21 protein-coding genes are annotated in these 24,605 nt (G+C 71.9%); 8 read left to right on the forward strand and 13 right to left on the reverse strand.

Annotated features, from left to right (window positions below; genetic code table 11):
- The 5 genes from FH608_RS21215 (at position 1) to sppA (ending at position 9,257) form a co-directional block, all read left to right on the forward strand.
- Positions 1-1,335, forward strand: coding sequence for a maltokinase N-terminal cap-like domain-containing protein (locus FH608_RS21215; RefSeq protein ID WP_139632281.1), 1,335 nt, complete (start codon positions 1-3; stop codon positions 1,333-1,335).
- A gap of 182 nt (positions 1,336-1,517) precedes the next feature.
- Positions 1,518-3,683 carry a 1,4-alpha-glucan branching protein GlgB gene (glgB, locus tag FH608_RS21220; protein ID WP_139632404.1) on the forward strand — a complete coding sequence of 722 codons (2,166 nt, stop codon included), beginning with the start codon at positions 1,518-1,520 and terminating at the stop codon, positions 3,681-3,683.
- A 116-nt stretch (positions 3,684-3,799) separates the two neighbouring features.
- Positions 3,800-5,791: a S8 family peptidase gene (locus FH608_RS21225; protein ID WP_139632282.1), complete on the forward strand. Its 1,992-nt coding sequence runs from the start codon at positions 3,800-3,802 to the stop codon at positions 5,789-5,791.
- Positions 5,792-5,980: 189 nt separating this feature from the next.
- Positions 5,981-7,450 (forward strand): S8 family peptidase, encoded by a 1,470-nt coding sequence (locus FH608_RS21230; protein WP_139632283.1) that lies wholly within the window; start codon positions 5,981-5,983, stop codon positions 7,448-7,450.
- Between the two features lie 109 nt (positions 7,451-7,559).
- Positions 7,560-9,257 carry a signal peptide peptidase SppA gene (sppA, locus tag FH608_RS21235; protein WP_139632284.1) on the forward strand — a complete coding sequence of 566 codons (1,698 nt, stop codon included), beginning with the start codon at positions 7,560-7,562 and terminating at the stop codon, positions 9,255-9,257.
- 24 nt (positions 9,258-9,281) lie between these two features.
- On the opposite strand, the gene FH608_RS21240 is transcribed toward sppA, so the two are convergent.
- From FH608_RS21240 to FH608_RS21260, 5 genes are all read right to left on the reverse strand, one after another.
- Complete coding sequence (locus FH608_RS21240) at positions 9,282-9,761, reverse strand: flavin reductase family protein (protein ID WP_226899737.1); 480 nt, start codon at positions 9,759-9,761, stop codon at positions 9,282-9,284.
- A gap of 67 nt (positions 9,762-9,828) precedes the next feature.
- Positions 9,829-10,758, reverse strand: coding sequence for an ABC transporter substrate-binding protein (locus FH608_RS21245; RefSeq protein WP_139632285.1), 930 nt, complete (start codon positions 10,756-10,758; stop codon positions 9,829-9,831).
- A 41-nt stretch (positions 10,759-10,799) separates the two neighbouring features.
- Positions 10,800-11,492: an ABC transporter permease gene (locus FH608_RS21250; protein WP_226899738.1), complete on the reverse strand. Its 693-nt coding sequence runs from the start codon at positions 11,490-11,492 to the stop codon at positions 10,800-10,802.
- Positions 11,493-11,532: 40 nt separating this feature from the next.
- Positions 11,533-12,213, reverse strand: a complete 681-nt coding sequence (locus FH608_RS21255) for an ABC transporter permease (RefSeq protein WP_139632286.1) — start codon at positions 12,211-12,213, stop codon at positions 11,533-11,535.
- On the reverse strand, positions 12,206-13,246 hold the full coding sequence (locus FH608_RS21260) for an ABC transporter ATP-binding protein (protein WP_139632287.1): 1,041 nt from the start codon (positions 13,244-13,246) through the stop codon (positions 12,206-12,208). Before FH608_RS21260 ends, FH608_RS21255 begins: the two co-directional genes overlap by 8 nt.
- Positions 13,247-13,525: 279 nt before the next feature.
- Between FH608_RS21260 and FH608_RS21265 the strand changes: the two genes are divergently transcribed.
- Entirely contained in the window at positions 13,526-15,214 is a 1,689-nt protein-coding gene (locus FH608_RS21265; protein ID WP_139632288.1) for an RNA polymerase sigma factor, read from the forward strand.
- 40 nt (positions 15,215-15,254) lie between these two features.
- On the opposite strand, the gene FH608_RS21270 is transcribed toward FH608_RS21265, so the two are convergent.
- The 5 genes from FH608_RS21270 to FH608_RS21290 are packed head-to-tail and all read right to left on the reverse strand — an operon-like array spanning position 15,255 to position 20,047.
- Positions 15,255-16,490 (reverse strand): lipid-transfer protein, encoded by a 1,236-nt coding sequence (locus tag FH608_RS21270; RefSeq protein ID WP_139632289.1) that lies wholly within the window; start codon positions 16,488-16,490, stop codon positions 15,255-15,257.
- A complete protein-coding gene (locus FH608_RS21275) occupies positions 16,487-16,879 on the reverse strand; it encodes a MaoC/PaaZ C-terminal domain-containing protein (RefSeq protein WP_139632290.1) in 393 nt (130 codons plus the stop codon). Before FH608_RS21275 ends, FH608_RS21270 begins: the two co-directional genes overlap by 4 nt.
- Positions 16,879-17,787, reverse strand: coding sequence for a bifunctional MaoC family dehydratase N-terminal/OB-fold nucleic acid binding domain-containing protein (locus FH608_RS21280; RefSeq protein WP_226899739.1), 909 nt, complete (start codon positions 17,785-17,787; stop codon positions 16,879-16,881). Before FH608_RS21280 ends, FH608_RS21275 begins: the two co-directional genes overlap by 1 nt.
- Positions 17,788-17,798: 11 nt before the next feature.
- The gene (locus FH608_RS21285) at positions 17,799-18,953 is read right to left on the reverse strand and encodes an acyl-CoA dehydrogenase family protein (RefSeq protein ID WP_139632292.1); all 1,155 of its coding nucleotides are present in this window, start codon (positions 18,951-18,953) and stop codon (positions 17,799-17,801) included.
- Positions 18,953-20,047: an acyl-CoA dehydrogenase family protein gene (locus FH608_RS21290; RefSeq protein ID WP_139632293.1), complete on the reverse strand. Its 1,095-nt coding sequence runs from the start codon at positions 20,045-20,047 to the stop codon at positions 18,953-18,955. The genes FH608_RS21285 and FH608_RS21290 overlap by 1 nt, the downstream gene beginning before the upstream one ends.
- Before the next feature lie 240 nt (positions 20,048-20,287).
- Between FH608_RS21290 and FH608_RS21295 the strand changes: the two genes are divergently transcribed.
- The gene (locus tag FH608_RS21295) at positions 20,288-20,890 is read left to right on the forward strand and encodes a TetR family transcriptional regulator (protein WP_226899754.1); all 603 of its coding nucleotides are present in this window, start codon (positions 20,288-20,290) and stop codon (positions 20,888-20,890) included.
- A 343-nt stretch (positions 20,891-21,233) separates the two neighbouring features.
- On the opposite strand, the gene FH608_RS21300 is transcribed toward FH608_RS21295, so the two are convergent.
- Both FH608_RS21300 and FH608_RS21305 read right to left on the reverse strand, forming a co-directional pair.
- Positions 21,234-21,899: a response regulator gene (locus FH608_RS21300; protein WP_139632295.1), complete on the reverse strand. Its 666-nt coding sequence runs from the start codon at positions 21,897-21,899 to the stop codon at positions 21,234-21,236.
- Positions 21,896-23,023 (reverse strand): sensor histidine kinase, encoded by a 1,128-nt coding sequence (locus tag FH608_RS21305; protein WP_139632296.1) that lies wholly within the window; start codon positions 23,021-23,023, stop codon positions 21,896-21,898. Before FH608_RS21305 ends, FH608_RS21300 begins: the two co-directional genes overlap by 4 nt.
- Positions 23,024-23,234: 211 nt before the next feature.
- On the opposite strand from FH608_RS21305, the gene FH608_RS21310 reads away from it, so the two are divergent.
- Complete coding sequence (locus tag FH608_RS21310; protein WP_226899740.1) at positions 23,235-23,654, forward strand: DUF6223 family protein; 420 nt, start codon at positions 23,235-23,237, stop codon at positions 23,652-23,654.
- Here FH608_RS21310 and FH608_RS21315 read toward each other — a convergent pair.
- Entirely contained in the window at positions 23,540-24,604 is a 1,065-nt protein-coding gene (locus FH608_RS21315) for a GlxA family transcriptional regulator (protein WP_139632297.1), read from the reverse strand. The genes FH608_RS21310 and FH608_RS21315 overlap by 115 nt on opposite strands.
- Position 24,605: the final 1 nt, after the last annotated feature.

The following is a 24,605-nucleotide window of genomic DNA, read 5'->3' on the forward strand; positions in this document are numbered from 1 at the left end:
GTGCTCGACGAGCTCCTTGCCGCATGGATCGGCCGCCAGCGTTGGTTCGGTGGCAAGGGGCGCGCGATCGACCAGCTCTCCGTCGAGTCGGACGTCGAGCTGACACCCGGCCTGAGACATCTGATCGTCGCCGTGTGGCAGGAGGGCTCGCGCGACCGCTACCAGCTCCTGCTCGGGGAGCGTTCCTCGCTCCCCGACCGCCTGGGGCACGCGCTCATCGGCATGGTGGGCGACACCTACCTCTACGACGCCGTCCACGACTTCGAGCGGACCGGCTGGCTGCTCGAGGGCATGGCCCACGACCAGACCCACAACGGCCTGCGCCTGCGGCACGTGCCCGGCGTCACCATCGACACCTCACCGCGCAGCCTGGTGCTGGGGGCGGAGCAGTCCAACACCTCGCTCGTCTTCGGTGACGCGTACATCTGCAAGCTCTTCCGCCGCCTCATCCCCGGCGTCAACCCCGAGCTGGAGATCGTCACCGCGCTGGCCGCCAGGGACGCGCCGCACATCGCGCAGCCGTACGGGTGGATCGAGACCGACCTGGACGGCACGGACACCACGCTCGCCATCATGCAGGAGTTCCTGTGCAACGCGAACGACGGCTGGGACCTCGCCCTGGCCAGCGTGCGGGACCTGTACGCGTCACTGCCCGAGGTGACGGCCGCCGACGCGGGCGGCGACTTCGCGGCCGAGTCGCTGCGGCTCGGCGCCGCCACCGCCCGCGTGCACCACGAGCTGGCCGCCGCCTTCCCCACGGACGTCATCGAGACGCACGAGGTCAAGCGGATGGCGGAATCCTTCAGGCGCCGGCTGGGCCGGGCCGTGGCGGAGGTGCCCGAGCTGCGCGGGCATGTGAGCGTTATCGAGGAGGCCTACCACCAGGTGGACCTGCTCACGCACGAGGTGCCCGTGCAGCGCGTTCACGGCGACTACCACCTGGGCCAGGTCATGCGCACGCCGACCGACTGGGTGGTGCTGGACTTCGAGGGCGAGCCGGGGCAACCGCTGGCCGAGCGGCGCGCGTTGTACTCGCCGCTGCGGGACGTGGCGGGCATGCTGCGCTCCTTCGACTACGCGGCCCGCCACCTGCTCGCCGGACACTCCCAGGCCGCGGAGCTGGAGCCCCGGGCGCAGGAGTGGGCGGACCGCAACCGCGAGGCATTCCTGGAGGGCTACGGCGAGGGCGGCGGCATGATCACGCGCGGGGACGCGGCGCTGCTGCGGGCGTTCGAGCTGTCGAAGGCGGTGTACGAGGTCGTGTACGAGGCCCGCAACCGGCCCACCTGGATCCGCATCCCGCTGGCGGCGTTCACCCCGCGAGCCGCGCCCTAGAGCCGCACCGGGGTTTTGGGGCAGGCTTGACGCCGGGTGGCGCGGCGGAACTGGGGCGACGGAAACAGGCCAGGGCCAAGGCAGGTTAAACCCAGGATTTCGCACTTTCGGTGATTGTCCCGGTGAAAGCGGGCAGTGCCTGGGGTGGACGGCCATCATAGGGCAGGGTTGGGAGCATGCCGATGAGGACAGAGCTCGACCGCCTCGCGGGAGGGGCGCACCACGATCCGCACTCCGTGCTCGGAGCGCACCCCGTGTCCGGCGGGGTGGTCTTCCGCGCGCTGCGCCCGCTGGCCGAACGGGTGCGGGTGGTGCTCGCGGACGGGACGGCCCATGACATGAAGCACCAGGCCCACGGGGTGTTCGAGGTCACGGTCCCCGGCCTGGACAAGGTGCCCGACTACACGCTGAGCGTCAGATACGCCGGCCACGACCCGTACGAGGTGCGCGACCCGTACCGGCACTGGCCCACGCTCGGCGAGGTGGACCTGCACCTCATCGGCGAGGGGCGGCACGAGCGGCTGTGGGAGGCGCTCGGCGCCCGCGTGATGAGGCACGAGGACGTCGAGGGCACCGCGTTCGCCGTCTGGGCGCCCAACGCGCGCGGCATCAGGGTCGTCGGCGACTTCAACCACTGGGACGGCACCGCCTACCCGATGCGCTCGCTGGGCCGCTCCGGGGTGTGGGAGCTGTTCATCCCCGGCCTGGGCGCGGGCGAGCGGTACAAGTTCCAGATCCTGGGCGCCGACGGCGTGTGGCGCGACAAGGCCGACCCGATGGCCAGGCGCACCGAGGTGCCCCCGATGACGGCGTCGGTGGTCGAGAAGTCCGCCTACGCCTGGGGCGACGACGACTGGCTGGCCGAGCGGCGCGAGAGCGGGCCGCAGAGCGGGCCGATGAGCATCTACGAGGTGCACCTGGGGTCGTGGCGGCCCGGCCTGTCGTACGTCGAGCTGGCCGAGCAGCTGTCGTCGTACGTGGCGGACCTGGGTTTCACCCACGTGGAGCTGCTGCCGGTGGCCGAGCACCCGTTCGGCGGGTCGTGGGGCTACCAGGTGACCTCCTACTACGCGCCGACGGCCAGGTTCGGCACGCCCGACGAGTTCCGCCACTTCGTGGACCTGCTGCACCGGCGCGGCATCGGCGTGCTGCTGGACTGGGTGCCCGCGCACTTCCCGATGGACGACTGGGCGCTGGCGCGCTTCGACGGCACCCCGCTCTACGAGCACGCCGACCCGGCGAGGGGCGAGCACCCCGACTGGGGCACGTACGTGTTCGACTTCGGCCGCAGGGAGGTGCGCAACTTCCTGGTGGCCAACGCCCTCTACTGGCTCAAGGAGTTCCACATCGACGGGCTGCGGGTGGACGCGGTGGCCTCGATGCTCTACCTCGACTACTCGCGGCGCGAGGGCGAGTGGACGCCGAACGTCTACGGCGGCCGCGAGAACCTCGACGCGGTCGAGTTCCTCAAGGAGATGAACTCCGTCGCCTACCGCGACGCGCCCGGCATCTCGACCGTCGCCGAGGAGTCGACGGCCTGGCCGGGCGTCTCGCGCCCGGTGCACCTGGGCGGGCTCGGGTTCGGGTTCAAGTGGAACATGGGGTGGATGCACGACACGCTCGAATACCTGCGCCACGAGCCGATCTTCCGCCAGTACCACCACCACCAGATGACGTTCTCGCTGCTGTACGCGTACTCGGAGAACTACGTGCTGCCGCTGTCGCACGACGAGGTGGTGCACGGCAAGGGCTCGCTGCTCGGCAAGATGCCGGGCGACGAGTGGCAGCGGTTCGCGCAGCTGCGGGCGTTGCTGGCGTTCATGTGGGCGCATCCGGGCAAGCAGCTGCTGTTCATGGGCGGCGAGTTCGGCCAGGGGTCGGAGTGGTCGGAGGAGCGCGGGCTGGACTGGTGGGTGCTGGAGTTCGACGGGCACCAGGGCGTGCAGCGGCTGGTCCGCGACCTGAACACGATCTACCGCGAGACCCCGGCGCTGTGGGAGCAGGACTCCAGTCCCGAGGGGTTCCGGTGGATCGACGCCGACGACGCCTCCGGTAACACGTTCTCGTTCGTCCGCTACGCGCGCGACGGGTCCGCGGTGGCGTGCGTGGTGAACTTCAGCGGCGGGCCGCACGAAAGCTACCGGCTCGGGCTGCCGTACGCGGGCCAGTGGTCGGAGGTGGTCAACACCGACGCCTACGACTACTGGGGCAGCGGCGTGGGCAACATGGGGACGGTCGAGGCCGACGGGGAGCCCTGGCACGGGCTGCCGTACTCGACCACGCTGCGGGTGCCGCCGCTCGGCGCGGTGTGGCTCGCCCACCACCCAGGCGACGCGTCCAACCCTTGAGACACGCTGAGGATTTGAGGGGTACGCGCTGAAAGTTCGGTGAGAAACGGCCGGAAGGTCTGTGCCTGTCCGGCAAATCACCCTAAACTCCGAGATCATCCCCTCTCGGAGGACGCGTGCGACTTCGCCCCCTGATCGTGAGCACGATCGCGCTGGCCCTGCTGCCGCTTTCCGGCCCTGCCTACGCCGAGGACCCCACGTCCACCCCCACAGCCCCAGTCACAAGCCCGGTCACAAGCCCGGTCACCGCTGAGCCCACGCCCGGCGCCCCCTCCGGCGAGGGCCCCGCTGAGGCGCCCACTGAGGCGCCCGCTGAGGCTCCAAGCGAGGGCCCCGCTGAAGGCAAGGTCGAGGAGGGGTTAGGCGTCGACGGCGGCACCGTGCGGGCCATCGTCGAGCTGACCGAGCCCGCGCAGAACGCGCCCGTGGCGACCCAGGCGGCCGCCGAGAGCGTGGACGTGGTGCTCCAGCCGCCGAGCCAGTCGTTCATGGTCGTCGAGGGCACCTCGGAGGAGCTGGCCCAGCTGGCCGAGGACCCGCGGGTCACCTCCATCCACCGCGACAGGACGTACTCGCCGCTGGACCTCGGCCCCAACCTCACGCTCATCGGCGCCGACCAGGCGCACGCCAAGGGCTTCACCGGGGCCGGCCAGGCGGTGGCCGTGCTGGACACCGGGATCGACCGGGACCACCCGTGGTTCCAGAACCGGATCGTGGACGAGGCGTGCTTCTCCGCCGTGCAGGCCGGCGTCGAGTCGCTCTGCCCGAACGGGCAGACCTCCCAGACGGGCCTCGGCTCGGCGGACGCCATGACGCCGAGGTGCCTGGCGGGCGGCATGAACCTGTGCGAGCACGGCAGCCACGTCGCGGGCATCGCGGCCGGCACCGGAGGGGTGGCGCCGGGCGCGAACATCATCGCGGTGCAGGTGTTCAGCCGGGTCGACGACGAGGACATCTGCGGCGAGCCGTCGTGCCTGCTGGCGTTCGAGTCGTCGCTGCGGCAGGCCATGGACTACGTGGCCGCCTCGACCCAGCCGATCGCCGCCGTCAACCTGAGCCTGGGCGGCGAGCTGTCGGAGACCGACTGCGACGGCACCGAGGAAGGCTCGATCTTCAAGCCGAAGATCGACGCCCTGCTCGCCAAGGGCATCGCGACCGTGGTGGCGGCCGGGAACGAGTACTTCGAGGGGGCGTCCTACCCGGCGTGCATCTCCTCCGCGGTGGCCGTCGGCGCGAACGACAACAGCGACGCCATCGCCGACTTCTCCAACCGCGGCGCCGTGGTCGACCTGTTCGCGCCCGGCGTGGACGTCGAGTCGGCCATCCCCGACAACCAGACGACCGTCTTCAGCGGCACCTCGATGGCCAGCCCGCACGTGGCCGGCGCGCTGGCGCTGATGAAGGCGGCCTCGCCGGACACGCCGATGACCGACCTGATCAACACGCTGAAGAGCACCGGCAGGCCGTACGCGTACGAGGCGAACGGCACGCAGGTCACCACGCCGCGCCTGGACCTGGCGGCGGCCCTCGCCGGGGCGGCCCCGCAGCCGACCGTCTCGCAGTCGCCGCCGACCGCCCCCACCGAGGACCCCGCGCCCGAGCCTGACCCGTCGGACAGCAGCGGCCCCAGCCCCGAGCCGGAGGATCCGGGCGTCCCCGAGCCGGAGCCGACCTCCTCCAGCGAGCCGATCCCGCTGCCGACGGTCACCGTCACCGTGACGGTCACGGAGACGGCCAAGGCGCCCGCGCAGGTGTGCACGCGGGGGACGGCCAAGAAGAAGCTGACGGCCGCGAAGTGGGCCGTGGAGATCCACCGCAGCAGCGGCACGATCCCGGACGCCACGCTCACCTGCTACCTGAAGCTGATCGGCAAGTCCAGCAAGGTCTTCCCCGAGGTGACCAAGGCGTCGTCGCTCGGCACGGCGTACCGGGTGCTGAAGAACACCAAGACCAGCAAGGCCGCGCTGGACAGCGCCCTGCTGACGGCCTGGCTCAACTGGGCGCACGGCACGAACGGCACCACGAAGCTGACCGCCGCCGAGAAGGTGCGGCTGAGCGCCAAGGCGTCGGCGTCGGCGCGGAGGAAGGCGGCGAAGAACGTCGCGTAGCCAGGGTCGCCGGCAAGATCGCCGGTGACCCTGCCGGCGACTCTAACGCCTCATCAAGGCAAAAAGGCCTCCAACGTTTCTCTGGGCTACATACGTCACCGACATCACGGTTGTCGCAGGTGGGGATGTAAGCGGCACACGCGAGCCGGGAGCCAGGGAGCTTCACGGTGATGACGTTCGGAGGACCTTGTGAGGCTACGACCCCTGCTGTCCGGTGCCCTGGCGCTGGCCGCGACATCCGCCGTGCTCTGTACGGCGCCGAAGCTCCTGGCGGACACCGGCGTCCCGGCACCTCTGGCGGCCGGCGCCCCGGCGGCCCTGGCCGCAGGCGTCACGGCGCCCCTGGCGGCCGCCACTCCGACGCCGGGAACCGGCACCCCCGACGACGAGCCGTTCATCAGCCCCGCGCTCGTCGAGGAGATCCAGGCCAAGTCCAGGGTGCGCTCCATCATCGAGCTCAAGCCGGGACAGAGTGTCAAGGCCGTCGCGAACGACCTGGCCAAGTCCTCCGAGGGCAGCCGGATCCTGGAGGCCGCGTCCTCTCCGCACTTCTTCGTGGCCGAGGTGGACAGCGCCATGCTCGCGCGGCTCAAGAAGGACCGCCGTGTCAAGTGCGTCTACCGGGACCAGCTGAGCACGGCCTCCCTCGACGTCAGCACCGCCCTCATCCGCTCGAACCGGGCGAACCAGGCCGGATGGACCGGCAAGGGCACCACCGTCGCCGTCCTCGACACGGGGATCGACCGCGACCACCCCTTCTTCACCGGGCGGATCGTGGACGAGGCGTGCTTCTCCTCCTCCGACGCCGGTGACGGCACCGTCTCGCTCTGCCCCAACAGCCAGCCGTCCCAGAGCGGTCCCGGCGCGGCGGACGCCGAGACCGCCCAGTGCGTCGTCCGGGGGGCGAACGCCTGCTCCCACGGCACCCACGTGGCCGGCATCGCCGCCGGCCGGCTCGCCTCGGGCGCGCCGTCCAACGGGGTCGCCCCCGAGGCGGGCATCCTGCCGATCCAGGTGTTCAGCCGCGTCGACAGCGCGAGCACCTGCATGAGCGGTGGCACCACCGCGCCGTGCTTCCTGAGCTACACCTCCGACCAGAAGCTGGCGCTCGAATACGTGGCGCGGGTGGCCAGGACGCTCAACGTCGCCTCCGTGAACATGAGCCTGGGCGGCGGCGGCCCGTACACCCAGGCGTGCGACACGGACCCGACCGCCGCCGCGGTCAAGTCGGACTTCGACGCGCTGGTGGCGGTCGGCGTGGCGCCCGTGGTGGCGGCGGGCAACAACGGCTTCACGAACGGCGTCTCCGCCCCCGCCTGCATCTCCACCGCCGTCACGGTGGGCGCGACCGACGACTCCGACCAGCTGGCCTCCTTCACCAACCGCGGGCCGCTGCTCGACCTGTTCGCTCCGGGCGTGAACATCAACTCCTCCGTGCCCGACAACACCTACGGGGAGAAGAGCGGCACCTCGATGGCCGCGCCGCACGTGGCGGGGATGTTCGCGCTGATGAAGCAGGCGTACCCGGCGTTCACGGTGGCGCAGAGCCTTGAGCGGCTGAAGACGACGGGCACGCCCATCCGGTACGACGCGGCGGGCACCTCCGTGAGCACGACCCGCATCGACGCGGAACGCGCCACGGCCGGCGCCAGCGCCTGACACCTCACCTGGCGGGTGGACGTCCAGGAGGACCGTACGGCCGGGGGGCCGTACGCCTTGGCCGCATATCCCTGGGCCCATTTCCATTTAGGTCGCTTAGGGTGTTTTCATGGACGCAGGCAAGGCGATCTTCGAAACCGTGGACAAGCTTCGCCAACGGCGCACGGCACCGCTGGTCCTGGAGCTCGATCTCACCGAGGGGCTCGCCGAGGGCCCACCGACGGACCCGCTCGCGGCCCTGCTGACCATGCGCAAGACGCGCCTGTCCGACGCCCTGTCCGGGCTCAAGCGGGCCAGGCAGGACCCCAGGGTCAAGGCGCTGGTGGTGAAGATCGGGGCCAACCCGCTCGGGCTGGCCATGGTGCAGGAGCTGCGTCAGGCCGTGATCCACTTCAGGTCGTCGGGCAAGCTGACGGTGGCGTTCGCCGAGACGTTCGGGGAGTTCGGCGGCGGCACGGTGCCCTACTACCTGGCCACCGCGTTCGAGCGCGTCTACCTGCAGCCCAGCGGCGACGTCGGGCTGACCGGGGTGGCGCTGGAGCAGCGCTTCCTCAAGGGCACGCTGGCCAAGCTCGGGGTGGGGTACGAGGCCGGCCAGCGGCACGAGTACAAGACGGCCGTCAACACCTTCACCCAGGACCACATGACCGACCCGCACCGCGAGTCGGTGAGCCGTATCGTCGAGTCGGTCACCGACACCCTCGTCGCGGGCATCGCCGACGGGCGCAGGCTCGACCCGGGCAAGGTGCGCGAGCTGATCGACCGGGGTCCGTTCACCGCCGAGGAGGCTCGCGAGGCCGGGCTGGTCGACGGGCTGGCGTACCGGGACGAGGTGTACGACGAGGTCAAGAAGGCGGGCGGCGACGAAGCGCACCTGCTCTACGTGTCCCGGTACGCCAGGGGCGCGGCCGTCAAGAAGCTGCCGCAGCCGATGGCGGACGGGATCGCGCTCATCCACGGCTCCGGCATGATCAGGACCGGCCGCAGCGGGCGCAGCCCGCTCGGCGGGGGCGGGGCGATGGGCTCCGACACGATCAGCGCCGCGTTCCGGGCGGCCAGGCGGGACGAGCACGTCAAGGCCGTGGTGTTCCGGGTGGACAGCCCCGGCGGCTCGTACGTGGCCTCCGACACGGTGTGGCGCGAGGTGACCCTGACGCGCAAGGTCAAGCCGGTGATCGTCTCCATGGGGGACGTGGCGGCGTCCGGCGGCTACTTCGTCTCGATGGCGGCCGACGTGATCATGGCCCAGCCGGGGACGCTGACGGGGTCGATCGGCGTGTACGGCGGCAAGCCCGTCGTTTCCGAGATGCTCGAAAAAATCGGGATAAGTTCGGAAATGGTGGCTGAAGGGGCCAACGCCGGGATGTTCTCCACGTCCCGTGGATTCTCCCCCGAGCAGTGGGAGCGCGTGAACGCCTGGCTCGACCGGATCTACGACGACTTCGTGGGCAAGGTGGCCGCGAGCCGCGACCTCACCCGGGAGCGCGCGCACGAGCTGGCCAGGGGCCGCGTGTGGACCGGCGCAGACGCTCACGCGCGCGGGCTGGTGGACGAGCTCGGCGGCCTCGAAGACGCGCTGGCCGTGGCCAGGAGGCGCACCCACCTCGCCGACGACGCCCCCGTACGCACCTACCCCCGGCTCAACCCGCTGGAGCGGCTGCGCGGGCCCGACTCCAGCGAGGATAAGTCGGCCGCCCTGGCCCGGATCCGGCTGGACGCCTGGGGACCGCTGGCCCGCCTCTCGGCCGAGCTGGGACTGCCGGGGGCCGGGCCGCTCCTTCTTCCGGTCTGGTACACGATCCGCTGACCGGGAGCCTGCCATAGAGCAGGTTCAGGTCATCGGGCGGTAGCGGGAGCGGAGCCGTACCAAGGGCTGGAGCGAGGAGTTGACGTAGGGGATCGCGAGCACCGACGCGATGAACAGCGTGTGGTCCCCCGCCGGGACCACCGTGGTGGTCTCGGCCTCCAGCGCGGCCACCCCGCCCTCGACCACCAGCGCGTCCGTGAGCGCCCCCCGGTGGTGCGGGGTGCCGGCCACCAGCAGCCGGGCGCTGGGCCGCCCCGCGGCGGCGAAGCGGCTGGCGACCGCGGCCTGGCCGGACGACAGGAGGGAAGCCGCCCAGCGGTCCTGCCGGAGCATGACCTCGTTGAGGTAGCCGCCGGCGGCCAGGCTCACCAGCACGAGCGGCGGATCCAGCGAGACCGACATCAGCGCCGACACCGTGACGCCCAGATCGTCGCGCCCGTCGCGGACGGTCACCACCGCCACCCCGGCGGCCAGCTGCGCCATCGCCTCCGTGAACTCACTCACAGGGCCAGTCTCCAGGACCCGGGAGACCGCACGGCGAGGGCCCCCGCCTGGCGGGGGCCCGCACTCGTCAGCCCAGGCCGTTGGTGGTGAGCCATTCCTTGGCCACCGTGGCGGGCTCGTCCTTGTTGACGGAGATCTTCTGCATCATCTCCAGGAGGGACTGGGTGGTCAGCTTCGCCGAGATGGAGTTCAGCGTGGTCCTGATCGTGTCGGTCGCGCCCGCCTTGTAGAGCAGCGGCGTCACGTTCTGGGCGGGGAAGATGTTCTTGGTGTCCTCCAGCGGCACGAGGTTGTTGGCCGTCATCTTGGGGTCGGTGCTGAAGACGTTGCCGACCTGGATCGTGCCGTCCTTGAGCGCGTCGGCGGTGGTCGGCCCCGTGGGCTTCCACTCCTTGAACTCGATCCCGTAGACCTCCTTGAAGCGGTCCTGCCACCGCTTCTTGAACTCGGGCGGAGCGCCCAGAACCATGTCCTTGGAGACCTTGGCCAGGTCCTCCATGGTGTTCAGCGACTGCTTGGTCTGGGTGTCCTTGGTGACCGAGAGGGTGTCCTTGTCCTCGGCGGCCGAGGCGTCGAGCACCTCCAGCTCGGGCGGCAGCTTCTCCTTCAGCGCGGCGTTGACGTCTTCGGTGGTCGCGGCCGTGTTCTCCAGGTCGATGAAGGCCAGCAGGTTGCCGTTGTACTCCGGCACGATGGTCAGCCCGCCGCTCTTGACCTGGTCGTAGACGACCTCGCGGCTGCCGATGCGCGGCTTCTCCTCCACCTGCACGCCCTGGGCCTCCAGCGCCTGGGCGTAGATCGACGCGAGCAGCACGCTCTCGTCGAAGTCGAACGATCCGATGACGGCCTTGCCCCCGCCCCCGCCAGAAGCCGAACCGCTGGGGGCCGCGCTCGACGCGTCGAGCGGGTTCCCTCCGGTGCTGCCGCCGCCTCCGCAGGCGGCCAGCGCGAACATCGCCGATATGAGGACTCCGGCGATGCCGTACTTGCGTCTCATCTTGAGTTTTCCCTTCTAAAGCGGGAGGTAAATATGGGAGACTACCGAACCTTTACCCGCCGACTCACCCCCGGGGAGACCGTCACCCTCTGGGCGAGCGCGAACAGTGCCTGCACAACAAGGGCGAACAGCACAATCAGTACTGAACCCCCCACAACGCTCGAGTAATCCTTCGTCGCGAAACCGTCGATCACGAATCTCCCGAGACCGCCCAGCCCGGTGTACGCGGCGACGGTGGTGGTGGCCACGACCTGGATCGCCGCCAGGCGGCAGCCCAGCAGGATCAGCGGCAGCGCCACCGGCACCGACACCCGTCCGAGCACCTGCGGGCCGCGCAGCCCCATACCGAACGCGGCGTCGCGCAGGTCGGGATCGACTCCCTTGATGCCCTCGAAGGTGTTCACGAGGATCGGCGGGACCGCCAGCAGCACCAGCGGGATGATCACCGGCAGGCTCGAAGCCGTGCCCATCAGCAGCACGAACATGACCAGCAGGCCCAGCGTGGGCAGCGCCCTGGCCAGGTTCGCGGAGATGACGACGATCACGCCGCCCCGGCCCGTGTGGCCGATCAGCAGGCCGAGCGGGATCGCGATCAGCACCGCCAGCGCCAGCGCCAGCGCCGAGAACTCCAGGTGCTCCAGCAGGCGCATGGGGATGCCGGAGGGGCCGGACCAGTTCTCGCCGTTGCCGAAGAAGCCGGCCAGCCAGTCGAAGAACGAGAACAGCAGGTTCACGATCCCGTCCCCCTCCGCGCCCGTACCCGGGGAGCGCCGTTCATGAGCCCGCCCCCTTCCGCGCCCGCACCCACGGGGTCAGCAGCCGCTGCGCCAGCACCAGCAGCCCGTCGGCGACCAGCGCCAGCGCCACGATCAGCACGATCCCGACGATCACCGGTGGCATGAACGGGTTCTGGTACGCCCGCGTGAACAGCCCCCCGAGCCCGCCCTGCCCGATCAGCGCCCCGACGCTGACCAGGCTGATGCTGGAGACCGCCACCACCCGCAGCCCCGCGAGCACCACCGGGACGGCGATCGGCAGCTCCACCGAGATGAGCCTGCGCAGCGGTGTGAACCCCATCGCGACGGCCGACTGCCGCACGTGGTCGGGCACCGAGGCCAGCCCGTCCACGACGGCCGGGATCAGCACGGCCATGCCGTAGAAGGTCAGCGGGATGATCACGGTGGTCTGCGACAGCCCGGTCACCGAGATCAGCAACATGAAGACCGGCAGCGAGGGCAGCGCGTAGACGACGTTCATGAGGCCCGAGGTGGGCTGGTAGAGCCAGCGCCAGCGCACGCAGGCCAGCCCGAGCGGCAGCGCCACGACGAGCGCGAGCACGATCGGCACGAGGGACATGGTCAGGTGGTCGAGGAGCAGGTTCTTGATGCTGCCGACGCGACCCGTGTCCCAGTTACGCGCGATCCACTCCCAGATGGAAGGGGGACCGTCACCCATCCGCCGCCTCCGCCAGCGCCTCGTCGAGCGTCTCCCTGGTGGCCACGCCGACGACCTTGCCGTCCTCGTCCACGGCCACCGCGCAGCCGGACGGCGACAGCAGCGCCGCGTCGAGCGCCGAGCGCATGGGGTCGCGCCCCCGCACGAACGTCCCGTACGGCTCCAGCTCGTCCGGCCGCTCCCGCGAGACCCAGCCGGTCGGCCGGCCGTCCGCGTCCACCACCAGCCGCCACGGCCCGGCCGCGTCGCCGGTCATGTCGGTACGCAGCCGCAGCCCCTCGGTCGAGATGAACTGCAACCGCCTGATCCCCCTGTCACGACCCAGGAACTCCCGTACGAAGTCGTCGGCCGGGTCGGACAGCAGCGTCTTCGGGTCGGCCACCTGCGCCAGCTTGCCGCCCACCCGCAGCACCGCCACCCGGTCGCCGAGCTTGATGGCCTCGTCGATGTCGTGGGTGACGAACACGATGGTCTTGTTCAGCTCGGCCTGGAGCCTCAGCAACTCGTCCTGCAGGCTCGTCCGCACGATCGGGTCGACCGCGCTGAACGGCTCGTCCATGAGCAGCACGGGCGGGTCGGCGGCCAGCGCCCTGGCCACGCCCACGCGCTGCTGCTGGCCGCCCGAGAGCTGGAACGGGTAGCGCCCGGCGAGCCCGGGGTCCAGGCCGACGCGTTCGAGCAGCTCCATGGCTCTGGCGCGGGCCTTCTTCTTGTCCCAGCCGAGGAGGTGGGGGACGGTGGCGATGTTGTCGACGATCTTCCGGTGCGGGAACAGCCCGGCCTGCTGGATGACGTACCCGATGCCGCGCCGGAGCGTCGGCGGGTCGATGTCCTGCACGGGCGCGCCGTCGAGGAGGATCCGGCCCTCCGTGGCGTCGATCATGCGATTGATCATCCGGAGGGACGTCGTCTTGCCGCAGCCCGAAGGGCCGACCAGCACGGTGATCTCGCCTGTGGGCGCCTCGAGGTCAAGGCGGTCAACGGCGACCGTTCCGTCTGGATAGCGTTTCGTGACAGCGTCGAATGTGATCACGCGCGAACTCTCGCTTCGGGCTTCTGGGGCAGGGGTCGCAGCCCCCTGCCACGACCGCCGCATGATCTCGTGGACCCCAGACTACGGGGGTTCGGAGTGCCCTGTCCTCCCCGGTACGGCGTGAAGCGTTTCAGTTGACCTGGATATTTACCCCAAATCTGGATCTGATAGTGCGCGGACCGTGGTGTGTTGGCATGATTACCCCACGAACTTCACCTTTTTTCGTCCTTCGTTCCCTTCCTTCAGCTCACAGCCGCTCACAGCAAGAGGAACCGGCCCGTGTCACAGCCGCTCACCGATCAGCGCCAACGCGCCGAGTTGCTCGCGGAGCTCTACGACCGCCATGCCGCCGGCCTGTTCGCGTACGTCTCCGACCAGCTCGGCGATCTCGGCTCCGCCTCCGACGTCCTGGTCGCCCTGTTCTCCAGCGTCGCCGGGCTGCCCTCCCCGGCCGAGGCGCCCCGCGCCGCTCTCTACGCCTTCGCCCGCCGCGAGATCCACCGGCGGGACATCGTCTACGCGCCCCACACCGTCGACCCGCTGATCGACCCGGCCACCGCCCTCGTCGAGCGCACCCTTCGCGAGCTGCGCCCCCACCAGCGCGAGGTGCTGGTGCTGTGCGGGGTGTGCGGGCTGAGCGCGTCGGAGCTGGCCTGGGTGCTCGACGTCGCGCCGGACACCGCCGAGGAGCTGACCGTCGGCGCCGGCCACCACTTCAGGCAGGCGCTCGGCACGGCCCTGGCCTCGACGGGGCTCCGCGTGCCCAAGCCGGTCGCCGACGTGTACGGCGCGCTCGGGGTCGCCCCGCTCCGCGACGTCCTCGGCCGCCTGCCCTGGCCGCAGCCGCCGGGCGCGCTCCGCATCCACTTCGCCGGCTCCCGCAGCGCCGCGCCTGGGCCGCTGTTCGTCAAGCCCCGCTGGCCCAGCCCGCCGATCTGGCCCCAGCCGCCCGCGGACGCCGACCCGGCGACCAGCACGGTCCTCTTCCCCGCCGAGCTGCTGACGCCTCCCGCGGCATCCCAGGTGTCCCGGCACGAGGCCACCACGGCGCCGATGCCCAAGCTCCGCGACCCCCTCGACTCCTCCACCCCGGCCCTGCGAGACCCGCTGGCGCTGCGCGACTCCGTGCCGTTACGGGACCCTTCAGCCTTACCGGACCCTCTGGGTTTCAGAGATCCCCTGACTTCGAGGGATCCCCTGGCGCTGAGAGATCCCCTGGGCGCCCTGGAGGGCAGCCGCGCGCCCGGCTCCCCGCCCCACGAGCAGCCGTTCTTCCTGGCAAAACCCGAACCCACGGGCCTCGAACCGTTCGCGACGGGCGACGTGATCCTGCCCAGGGACACCAAGGAGCCCTTCGCCACCGGCGACGTGCTCCTGCCGCCCAGGCCGTCGGCCCGCGCCCCTCTCACCTCGCGGGACCCCCACGTCGACGTCCTGGTCCACAAGGGCCCGGCCCGGCAGGTTCCCGCGGTGGAGGACGAGCCGCGACTCGACGCCGCCCCGCTGTTCCGCCCCCGCCCGAAGTCCGCGGGCCGCCCCGAACCGTCGCGGCCCGCCGACCCGCCCCGCTCCACCGAGCCACCGCGTACCGCTGAGCCGCCGCGTTTCCCCGAGCCGGTCCGAGCCGCCCGACCGGCCCCGGCCACCGAGTCCGTCGCGCCGGCCGAGCCGATCTACCGGCTCCCCTCCCACGGTGCGACCCCCTCGACCGGGCCCGCCACCGCGGCCGAACGCAAGGACTCGCCCCGGACCAGCACCGCACCAGCCGAATCGTCGCTCCTGGCGCCCCGCCCGGTGCGCACCCGGCCCACGTCCAAGAAGCGCCCGGAGTACCGGGCCCGGCCCGAGAAGGCACGGCGCCGGAACGACCGGCATCACGACTGGATCTGGGAGGCCGTCGGGTTCCTGATCTGCGTGGCCATCGCGATGATCGTCTTCTTCTCGGTGCCGATGTTCGTGCACCCGTGAGAACGCCCGGGCTCAACCGGCCTCCCGGGTCACCCGTTGCCTACTCGGCCGAGAGGATCAGGCCGCTCGTCGGCACGCCGGTGCCGGCCGTGACCAGGACGTTCCTGACGTCCCTGAGCTGGTTCGCCGCCGTGCCCCTGATCTGGCGTACGGCTTCCGCGATGCCGTTCATGCCGTGAATGTAGGCCTCCCCGAGCTGGCCCCCGTGCGGGTTGATCGGAAGGGCGCCGTCCAGCTCAATGGAGCCGTCCTTGAGGAAGTCCGGGGCCTCGCCTCGGCCGCAGAAGCCGAGCTCTTCGAGCTGGGTCAGGACGAACGGGGTGAAGTGGTCGTACAGGATGGCCGTCTGGATGTCCTCGGGGGACAGGCCGGAGGTGGCCCAGAGGTGGCGGGCCACGGTCGACATTTCGGGGAGTGTCGTCATGTCGTCCCGGTAGTAGCTGGTCATCATCATCTGGCCCGCGCCCGAGCCCTGCGCGGCGGCCGTGATCACGGCCGGCGAGGTGCGCAGGTCTCTGGCGCGTTCGGCTGACGTGACGACCAGGGCCACCGCGCCATCGCTCTCCTGGCAGCAGTCCAGCAGGTGCAGCGGCTCCGCGATCCACCGCGACGCCTGGTGGTCCTCCAGGGTGATGGGGCGCCCGTGGAACCAGGCGGCCGGGTTGGTGGCCGCGTGCCTGCGCATGGCCACCGCGACCCGGCCGAAGTCCTCCGACGTCGCGTTGTACACGTGCATGTAGCGGCGCGCGAACATCGCCACCCACGCGGCCGGCGTCATCAGGCCGAAGGGCACGTGCCAGCTCATCTCCAGGCCCTGCGAGGTGGGCTCGCCGGTCAGGCGGCTGTCCGGGCGGCCGAAGCGGCGTCCGGAACGCTCGTTGAAGGCGCGGTAGCACACGACCGTGTGGGCCATGCCCGTCGCCACGGCCATGGCGGCGTGCACCACGGTGCCGCAGGCCGCGCCGCCCCCGTACTCGACCCGCGAGAAGAACGTCAGCTCCCCGATCCCCGTCTCCCTCGCCACGGCGATCTCCTGGTTGGCGTCCTGGGTGTAGGTCACCATGCCGTCCACGTCGCGGGGCGACAGGCCCGCGTCGTCCAGGGCCGACAGCACGGCCTCCGCGGCGAGCCGCAGCTCCGAGCGTCCCGACCGCTTGCTGAACTCGGTGGCGCCGATGCCCGCGATGGCCGCCCGCCCGCCGAGCCCCGCGCCGCCACCCGGCCGCCCGTGCCCGCCCAGTCCCGCGCCATCTCCTGACGGCCCGTGCCCGCTCATCGACCTGTGCCCTCCTCCGTCAGGGTGACGGTGGCCGTGGCGTGGTCGCCGAGGCTCACCCGGCCGCGCACCTCCACCGCCGTGCGGCCCTCCGCCCGCGACACCACCGTTCCGCTGAAGCGCAGGCGATCCCCCGCGTACGCCGGCACGCCCAGCTTGACCGCGATGCCCTGGATGACCGCCGCCGGGCCCGCCCAGTCGGTGACGTACCGCTCGACCAGGCCCATGGTGGTCAGGATGTTGAGGAAGATGTCCTTCGAGCCCTGCGCCCTGGCCACCTCGACGTCGTGGTGCACCGGCGTGAAGTCCATGGTCGCCAGGGCCGTGGAGACGACCACGGTGGGCGTGAGGTCGATGGACAGCTCCGGCAGCGCCGCTCCGATCTCCATCACGCCTCCCCCGGTGCCCACATCGGCAGGACCAGCCGGTCGTCCATCCGCCGGTACGTGACGCGCAGCGGCATGCCGATCGCCACCTCCTCGATCGGGCAGTCCACGACGTTCCCGACGATCCGTACACCTTCCGGCAGTTCCACCACCCCCACCACGAACGGCGTCTCTCTGCCAGGCACCGGCGGGTGGTGGTGGACGACGTAGCTGTAGAGGATGCCGTGGCCGGACGCCACCCGGTAGGAGCGGTCGGCCGAGCGGCACGCCGGGCACAGCGGGCCGGGCGGGTGGCGGTGCAGGCCGCAGTCGGCGCAGGTCTGGATGCGGAGCTCGCCCTGCTGGACGCCTTCCCAGAAGTACGCGGTGTCCTGGTTGATCGCGGGCTGCAGCGGATACGCCGCGCGCTCCTGGGACGCCTGCTCCCTGGCCGCCGGGCGGAATTTCAGGACGCGGAACAGCATGCCGGCGACCGGCTCGTCCGCCTCGTCGTACCAGGTGACCTGCCAGGTGGCGAAGTAGCCCACGCCCAGCGCGGTGCGCTTGGGCCCGGCCAGGTCCGTGAGCCGGGTGGCCGGGGTGAGCCGCTCGCCGATCCGTACGTACCGGTGATAGGTCTGCTCGCAGTTGGTCGCCACCACGCCCGGGTAGCCGCTCGCGTCGAGCGCACCCATGAGGTCGTTCACCGGCGAGCGCTCGTTCGCCGGCCCGCGCGCCCCCGGCATGGTCCACACCTGCGCCATCGCGGGCGGCGCGACCCCCTTCTCCAGGTACGCCGGATTGGTGTCGCCCATGGCGTCCAGCCAGTGCCTGATCATGGGTTCGTTCACGGGGTCGCGCGCCGGGGTCCCGCGCACCTCCCCCAGCGCGGCGAGCTTGCCCGCCAGCTCGTGCAGCTCCTGATCGCTCATGGGAGGGACGCTCATCGCGGCGGCCTGGGCAGGCTCAGCCCGAGCATGGCGATCAGCTCCCGCTGCACCTCGTTCACCCCGCCGCCGAACGTCAGCACCACCGCCCCCTTCACCCCGTGGTCCGTGCGCTCGATCAGCTCGGCCGTCTCCGGGTCCGACGGGTCGCCGTACCTGGCCAGGATGTCGCCGACGAGCCTGCCGGCCTCCTGCATCCGCTCGGAGCCGTAGATCTTGGTGGCGGAGGCGTCGGGCGCGCCCAGCCAGCCGAGGTCCATGTTCGCGGCGACCTGCCAGTTCAGGAGCTCGTTGGTGCGGAAGGCCGCCCACACCTCGGCGAGCGCGCGCCGTACGTCCGGATGCGAGACCAGCCCCGTGCGGCGGGCCCAGGCCAGGAAGCGGTCGTAGGTCTGGCCGAGGTTGCCCGCCGGGCCGAGGGTGACGCGCTCGTGGTTGAGCTGGTTGACGATCAGGTCCCAGCCCCGGTCCACCTCGCCGACCACCCGGTCGAGGGGGACGCGGACGTCGCTGTAGTAGGTGGCGTTGGTGTGGTGGCGGCCGTCCATGGTGACGATCGGCGTCCACGAGAAGCCCGGGTCGTCCGTGGAGACGACCATCATGGTGATGCCCTTGTGCTTCTTGGCGTCGGGGTTCGTGCGGGCGGCCAGCCAGATGTACTGGGCGTGGTGGGCGCCGCTGGTGAAGACCTTCTGGCCGTTGACGACGTAGTGGTCGCCGTCGAGCACCGCCGTCGTGCGCAGGGAGGCCAGGTCGGTGCCCGCCTCGGGCTCGGTGTAGCCGATCGCGAAGTGGCACTCGCCGGCGAGGATGCGCGGCAGGAAGAACTCCTTCTGCTCCTCGGTGCCGTACTGCATGAGCGTCGGCCCCACCGTCTGCACCGTGATGATCGGGTACGGGACGCCCGCCCGGGCGATCTCGTTGGCGAAGATCTGCTGCTCCAGGGGGCCGTAACCGCCTCCGCCGTATTCCTTGGGCCAGCCGAGGCCCAGCTTGCCGTCGCGGCCGAGGCGGCGGCAGTGCTCCATGTACGCCGCGCCGAACGGGTCGCTCGCGATCTTCCCGCGCTCCTCGTCCGTGAGGCAGCCCCGGAAGTACGCGCGGAGCTCGTCGCGCAGGGCGCGCTGGGCGGGGGTCAGGTCGATCAGCATCAGAGGAGCGCTCCGATCAGGTCGAGCTGGGCGTCGGTGCCGCCGAGCAGGTGGGACAGGTGCTTGGCCTGGGCGAAGTACCGGTGCAGCGGGTACGTCACGTCCAGGCCCAGGCCGCCGTGCAGGTGCTGGCAGGTGTGGAGGGCCTGGACCCCCTGGACGGCGTGGTACGCGGCCAGCGCCAGGTCCCGGTCCGCCGGCAGGCCCTCGCCGAGGCGCCAGACCGCCGACCACATGGCCACGTCCAGGGCGCGGGCCGCGATGTAGACGTCGGCGATCTGCACCGTGACGGCCTGGAACTCGGCCAGCGCCCGCCCGAACTGCTTCCTCGTCCTGATGTGCCCGGTGGTCAGCTCCAGGGCGCCGGCCAGCACGCCACTGGCCTGGGCCGCCACGGCCGCCATGAACAGCCGCCCGGCGTCCGCGACCGCCTCGGGGCCGGCGATCCGCTCGGCCGGGGTGCCGTCCAGGACGACCGTGGCGGCGGGCTCGCCGGTGGAGGTGTACTCGGGGGTGGTGGGTGGCGACTCGGTCAGGAACAGGCCCTCGGCGGCGGTGACCAGCACGGCGGGCGCGGGATGCACCACGCCGACCTTCCGCCCGCTCAGCGCCCATCCGCCGGGATGCGCCGTCTCGCCCGGGGCGCCCTGGCTCCCCACCGTCGCCGCGCCCGCGTCGAGGAGGCGCTCGGTCGTCCGGGGCGGGTCGAGGAGGCGCGCGGTGGTCCGGGGCGGGTCGGCGAGGGCTGCGCCGGGCTCGCGGATCGCGACCGCCACCTCGCCGCGCTGCTGCTCAGGCGTGCCGTGGCGGGCCAGGGTCAGGGTGCCCACGAGCGTGGGCAGCAGGGGCACCGAGGCCGCGCGGGCGCCCACCTCGCGGAGCACCACGGCCAGCTCCACCGGCCCGAGCCCGGCCCCGCCCGCCTCCTCCGGCGCGCACACGCTCATGAGCCCGGCCTGCCGAAGCCGCTCCCCGTCCCTGGCCCCGCCATGGGTGGCCGGCACCTCGCCGCCCCTGGCCTCGCCGTCCCTGGCCAGCACCTCGGCCGCCAGCTTCCGCAGGTCCTGCTGGGTTTCGTCCAGGTCGAAGTCCATCGCGTCTCCACCAAGCGCTCGGTCAACAACCCGCAAACTAGAACACATTCTAAAATCTGTCCAGGCACCATCAATGCCGAGAAGTCTGGACATATGCCTGTAACGCCATAGACATGCGGCTATAGCGCGTCTTTGTGACCCGCGAGTAACAAGCCGCGTTATCGAGAAATCAGATAACGTGTTCTTATGCGTACCACGCCCGCGTCCATCGCCGCGCCCCCCAGCGACACCGAGGGCACCATGGACAGCCACCCCGCGCCAGGCGGCGGCCACAGCGTCCGTACGCGCAGCCAGCACCAACGCCGCAAGCGCATCGTCCAGGCGGCCGCCGCGCTGGCCTCGCGCGGCGGGGTCGAGGCCATGCAGATGCGCACGGTGGCCGAGCGCGCCGGCGTGGCGCTCGGCACCCTCTACCGCTACTTCCCGTCCAAGATGGACCTGGTGGTGGCGGTGGTGGGCGAGGAGATCGACCTCCTGGAGAGCAGCATCGAGCGCCGCCCGCCCGGGGCCACCACCCCGGCGAGCCGCGCGGTCGACGTGCTGATGCGGGCCACGCGCGGGCTGATGCGCGAGCCCGAGCTGGCCGACGCGCTCATCCGCTCGCTGATCATGGCGGAGGTGGAGACGCCGTTCGGGGAGCGCATGACGGGGCTGCTGCTGCGCGTCTCGGCCGACGGGCTGACCGTCGACGAGGCGAGCGAGGAACAGCTCGACCTCGCGGGGTCGCTGGCCAGCGTGTGGGTGCAGGAGCTCCTCGAGATGCTCCGCGGCCGCCGCACCTACGACCAGATCCAGCGCCGCATCGAAACCGCCGCCGCGCGGCTCTTCTCCGACATTCGGTGACCATCCCACCGTTACGGTCCAGGGCTCATCCATCCGTTACGGCCAGGGCTCAGCCATCCGTTACGGCTGCGCACGGGCAGGCCACCCGCCGTCCCGGGCTCGCGACCTTCCAGGGAAACGCCCTCTGACCCTTCAGTGGCGCGCCGCCGTCACGGAGCGCACAGTGGGCCGCCTCAGTGGTGTCTGCTGGCCTGACCCGCCTTCGTCACGCGCGACCCGCAGCGGCAAGCGTTCATGAACCCCGTGCCCGATCGTCGAAGAGCCGGCCGCCGCAGAGCCGGTCCTCGACAAGCCGACCGTCGAGGAGCCTGTCGGCACGCAGGTCCGCATCCGGTCGTCCGGGTCAGGGGGTGCGTGGGGTGACCAGGCCCGATTCGTAGGCGAGGACCACGAGCTGGGCGCGGTCGCGGGCCTGGAGCTTGCTCATGGCGCGGTTGACGTGGGTTTTCGCGGTCAGCGCGCTGATCGCCATCCGGCCGGCGATCTGGTCGTTGGACAGGCCCTGCGCCACCAGGGCGACGGCCTCGCGCTCGCGGTTGGTCAGCTCCTCCAGGCTCGTGCCGGCACCGACGTGGGGCGGCTGGGTGGTGACGTAGCGGTTGATCAGCTTGCGGGTGATCGACGGCGCGAGCAGGGCGTCACCGCGCGCGGCGACGCGTACGGCGTGGAGGAAGTCCTCCGGCACGATGTCCTTGACGAGGAACCCGGCCGCGCCGGCGCGCAACGCGTCGAAGACGTATTCGTCCAGGCCGTAGTTGGTGAGGATGACGACGTGCACCCCGTCCAGGGCGGGGTCGGCGGCGATGCGGCGGGTCGTCTCGATGCCGTCGAGGACCGGCATCCGGATGTCGATGAGCACGACGTCGGGCCGGTGCTCCCTGGTCAGGGCCAGGCCCTCCGCCCCGTCGGCGGCCTCGGCCACCACCTCGATGTCGTCCTCGAGGTCGAGCAGCGCGCGGAACCCGCTGCGGAGGAGCGGCTGGTCGTCGACCAGCAGGACGCGGATCATGACGTGCGCTCCACGGGAAGCTCGGCCTGGACGGTGAAGCCGCCCTCGCCGCGCGGGGCCGCCCGCAGGTGGCCGCCGAGGGCGGTGACCCGTTCGCGCATCCCGAGCAGCCCGACGCCGGGCACCGGCGGCGTGCCGGGCGTGGCCCTGCCGTCGTCGTCGACGCGGATCGCGAGGCCGTCGGGGCGGTAGTCGATCCGGACCGACGCCGTCTCGGCGGCGGCGTGGCGGGCGATGTTGGTGAGGGACTCCTGGACGATCCGGTAGACGGTCCGATCCACCGCGGCGGGCACTTCATGGCGCTGCCCCCCGATCGTCAGCGTCGCGTCCAGGCCGGCCGTGCGGGCGCGTTCCACCAGGTCCGCGACGTGGTCGAGGCCGCGCGGCGGGGCGGTGTCGTCGTCGCGGAGCGCCTCCAGGGTCGCGCGCAGCTCCCGGGTCGCCTCGCGTCCCGCCTCCTGGATGGCCAGCAGGGCCTCGGGCACCTGTTCGCCCCGCTTGCGTGCCACGTGGACGGCGACCTCGGCCTGCACCTTGATGATCGAGATCTGGTGGGTGAGCGAATCGTGCAGTTCGCGGGCGATGTGCAGCCGTTCCTCGTCGGCACGGCGCCGCGCGGTCTCCTCCCGCGTGCGCTCGGCTTCGTCCGCCCGCCGCTCGGCCTGCCGGAGCGCCTCCCCCGCCGCGCCGGCCGCGATCAGCCAGGCCAGCTCCAGGGCGCCCCGGGCCTGCGCGAACGCCTCGCCCGTGTCGTGCAGGCCGGAGGCCAGGGCGGCGAGGGGCAGCAGGGCCAGCATGGCGACGCTCGCCGCCACCGTGATGGCGCGGTGTCCCGTCCGTACGGAGGTGTAGACGGCGAAGAGGTACGCGACGGCGGGCACGTCGAACCCGGCGGCCTGGTAGCCCACCGCGCACAGCCCCGTGAGTGCCAGGACCGGCACCGGAGCGCGGCGGCGCGCGGCCAGCGCCAGCCCGCCGGCCGCCAGCAGCGCGTAGCCGAGCAGGTCGAGAGGGGCGGCGGAGTGCTGCCCTGACAGCCCGGTGACCAGCAGCGCCGCCGCCACGCCGACGGCTATCGCCCCGTCCATGACGCCTGACCGGACGCCGGACCATCGTGTGCTCATGCGCGCACCATAGCCGCATGCGCGCGCGGGCGACTCCTGCGCACGGACGACCGTGCGCTACCGCGCCCGCGGTACTTCCGCGGCCCCTGCGGCGTTCGCGGCAGCCGGCTACGGCGCCGGCGGCAGCGCGCATCGCCCCCGCTCGCCCGACGACCGGCGGCGGGTCCGGCGGACATCATCAGGCGACGTCCCGTAGGAGAAGGAGAGTCTCATGTCCATCCGTCTGCTGCTCGCCGCGCCGGCGACCGTCCGGCTCCTGGTCCAGCAGGACCCCGTCAGCGCCTACACCCTGACCACCGGGCGCCTCTGGTCCGTGGTGGCCGCGCTGCTGGGGCTGGCCGGCGTGGTCGTCGCCGGACTCGCTCTCGCCCGCGCGGCCGGTCGTATCGGGAACGGCAGCGGAAGGCGTGGAGCCGTGGTGGCCCTGGCGGCGGGGCTGGCCGGCGCGGTCATCGGCGGTTGGGTCGTGGCCGCCGCAGAGGGAGGCCCCGGCACCGGCTACGGAATAGTCGGCGGCTACGTCGCCCTGGTGGTGGGCGTGGCCGCCATGGTGCTCGGCTGGCTGGCGCTGGCCCGCTCCCGCCGTGCGGGTGGCCACGGCTCGGAGCGGGCCGGCGCGGGGAAGCGGTGAGAGAACGTGCGGCGATAGGCGTTCGGCGAGACCCCCACGGCGGCCAGCAGGTGCTGACGCAGCGAGGCGGCCGTCCCGAAGCCGGCGCGGTCCGCGATGCGGTCCACCGGCAGGTCGCTGCTCTCCAGCAGGTGCCTGGCCAGCGCCACGCGCTGCTGCGTCAGCCACTGCCCGGGGCTCATGCCCACCTCCTGCCGGAAGTGCCGGGTGAACGTGCGCCTGCTCATCCCCGCGTGGCCCGCCAGGTCGTCCAGCCGGAGCGGGGCGCCCAGCCGTTCCATGGCCCAGGCCCTGGTTGGGGCGGTGCCGGTGGCGGACGGCTCGGGCACCGGGTGCTCGACGTACTGGGCCTGGCCGCCGTCCCGCCACGGCGGCACCACGCACAGCCGGGCGACCTGGTTGGCGATCCGGCTGCCGTGGTCGCGGCGGACGAGGTGCAGGCAGAGGTCCACCCCGGCCGACGCGCCCGCGGAGGTGAGCACGTCGCCGTCGTCGACGAACAGCACGTCCGCGTTCATCCGGACCCGCGGGAACGCGGCGGCGAAGCGCTCGGCGTGCCGCCAGTGCGTGGTCGCCGGGCGGCCGTCGAGCAGCCCCGCGGCCGCCAGCGCGAACGTGCCGACGCAGATCGACACGATCCGGGCTCCCGGCCGGATCCGGGCCAGCGCCCCGGCGAGCCCGGCGGGCAGCGCGCCCGCGCCCGCGATCCCGGAGAACCACTCCGCGGCGGGCACCACCACCGTGTCGGCGCTCTCCAGCACGCTCGCGTCGTGCTCCACCGCGACCGAGTAGTCGGCGGCGGTGGCGACGGGCCTGCCGTCGGGCGTGCAGGTCACCACGTCGTAGAGCGGCTCGCCGCCCGGCCCCGCGGCGACGTGGAAGATCCGGGACGGCACGCTCAGCTCGAAGGGGATGACTCCCTCGACGGCCAGGACGGCGACACGATGCATG

This window comes from Nonomuraea phyllanthi (genome assembly GCF_006334985.2).
In the GTDB taxonomy this organism is placed as follows: Bacteria; Actinomycetota; Actinomycetes; order Streptosporangiales; family Streptosporangiaceae; genus Nonomuraea; species Nonomuraea phyllanthi.

Excerpts from the sequence above, each read along its gene's own strand:
- FH608_RS21280 (WP_226899739.1), bottom strand. The coding sequence starts at position 17,787 with ATGAGCGATCAGGAGCTGCACGAGCTGGCGGGCAAGCTCGCCGCGCTG.
- FH608_RS21295 (WP_226899754.1), top strand. The coding sequence starts at position 20,288 with ATGGACAGCCACCCCGCGCCAGGCGGCGGCCACAGCGTCCGTACGCGC.
- FH608_RS21270 (WP_139632289.1), bottom strand. The coding sequence starts at position 16,490 with ATGAGCGGGCACGGGCCGTCAGGAGATGGCGCGGGACTGGGCGGGCAC.
- FH608_RS21245 (WP_139632285.1), bottom strand. The coding sequence starts at position 10,758 with ATGAGACGCAAGTACGGCATCGCCGGAGTCCTCATATCGGCGATGTTC.
- sppA (WP_139632284.1), top strand. The coding sequence starts at position 7,560 with ATGGACGCAGGCAAGGCGATCTTCGAAACCGTGGACAAGCTTCGCCAA.
- FH608_RS21275 (WP_139632290.1), bottom strand. The coding sequence starts at position 16,879 with ATGGAGATCGGAGCGGCGCTGCCGGAGCTGTCCATCGACCTCACGCCC.
- glgB (WP_139632404.1), top strand. The coding sequence starts at position 1,518 with ATGAGGACAGAGCTCGACCGCCTCGCGGGAGGGGCGCACCACGATCCG.
- FH608_RS21310 (WP_226899740.1), top strand. The coding sequence starts at position 23,235 with ATGTCCATCCGTCTGCTGCTCGCCGCGCCGGCGACCGTCCGGCTCCTG.
- FH608_RS21315 (WP_139632297.1), bottom strand. The coding sequence starts at position 24,604 with ATGCATCGTGTCGCCGTCCTGGCCGTCGAGGGAGTCATCCCCTTCGAG.
- FH608_RS21285 (WP_139632292.1), bottom strand. The coding sequence starts at position 18,953 with ATGCTGATCGACCTGACCCCCGCCCAGCGCGCCCTGCGCGACGAGCTC.
- FH608_RS21300 (WP_139632295.1), bottom strand. The coding sequence starts at position 21,899 with ATGATCCGCGTCCTGCTGGTCGACGACCAGCCGCTCCTCCGCAGCGGG.
- FH608_RS21305 (WP_139632296.1), bottom strand. The coding sequence starts at position 23,023 with ATGAGCACACGATGGTCCGGCGTCCGGTCAGGCGTCATGGACGGGGCG.
- FH608_RS21255 (WP_139632286.1), bottom strand. The coding sequence starts at position 12,213 with ATGGGTGACGGTCCCCCTTCCATCTGGGAGTGGATCGCGCGTAACTGG.
- FH608_RS21290 (WP_139632293.1), bottom strand. The coding sequence starts at position 20,047 with ATGGACTTCGACCTGGACGAAACCCAGCAGGACCTGCGGAAGCTGGCG.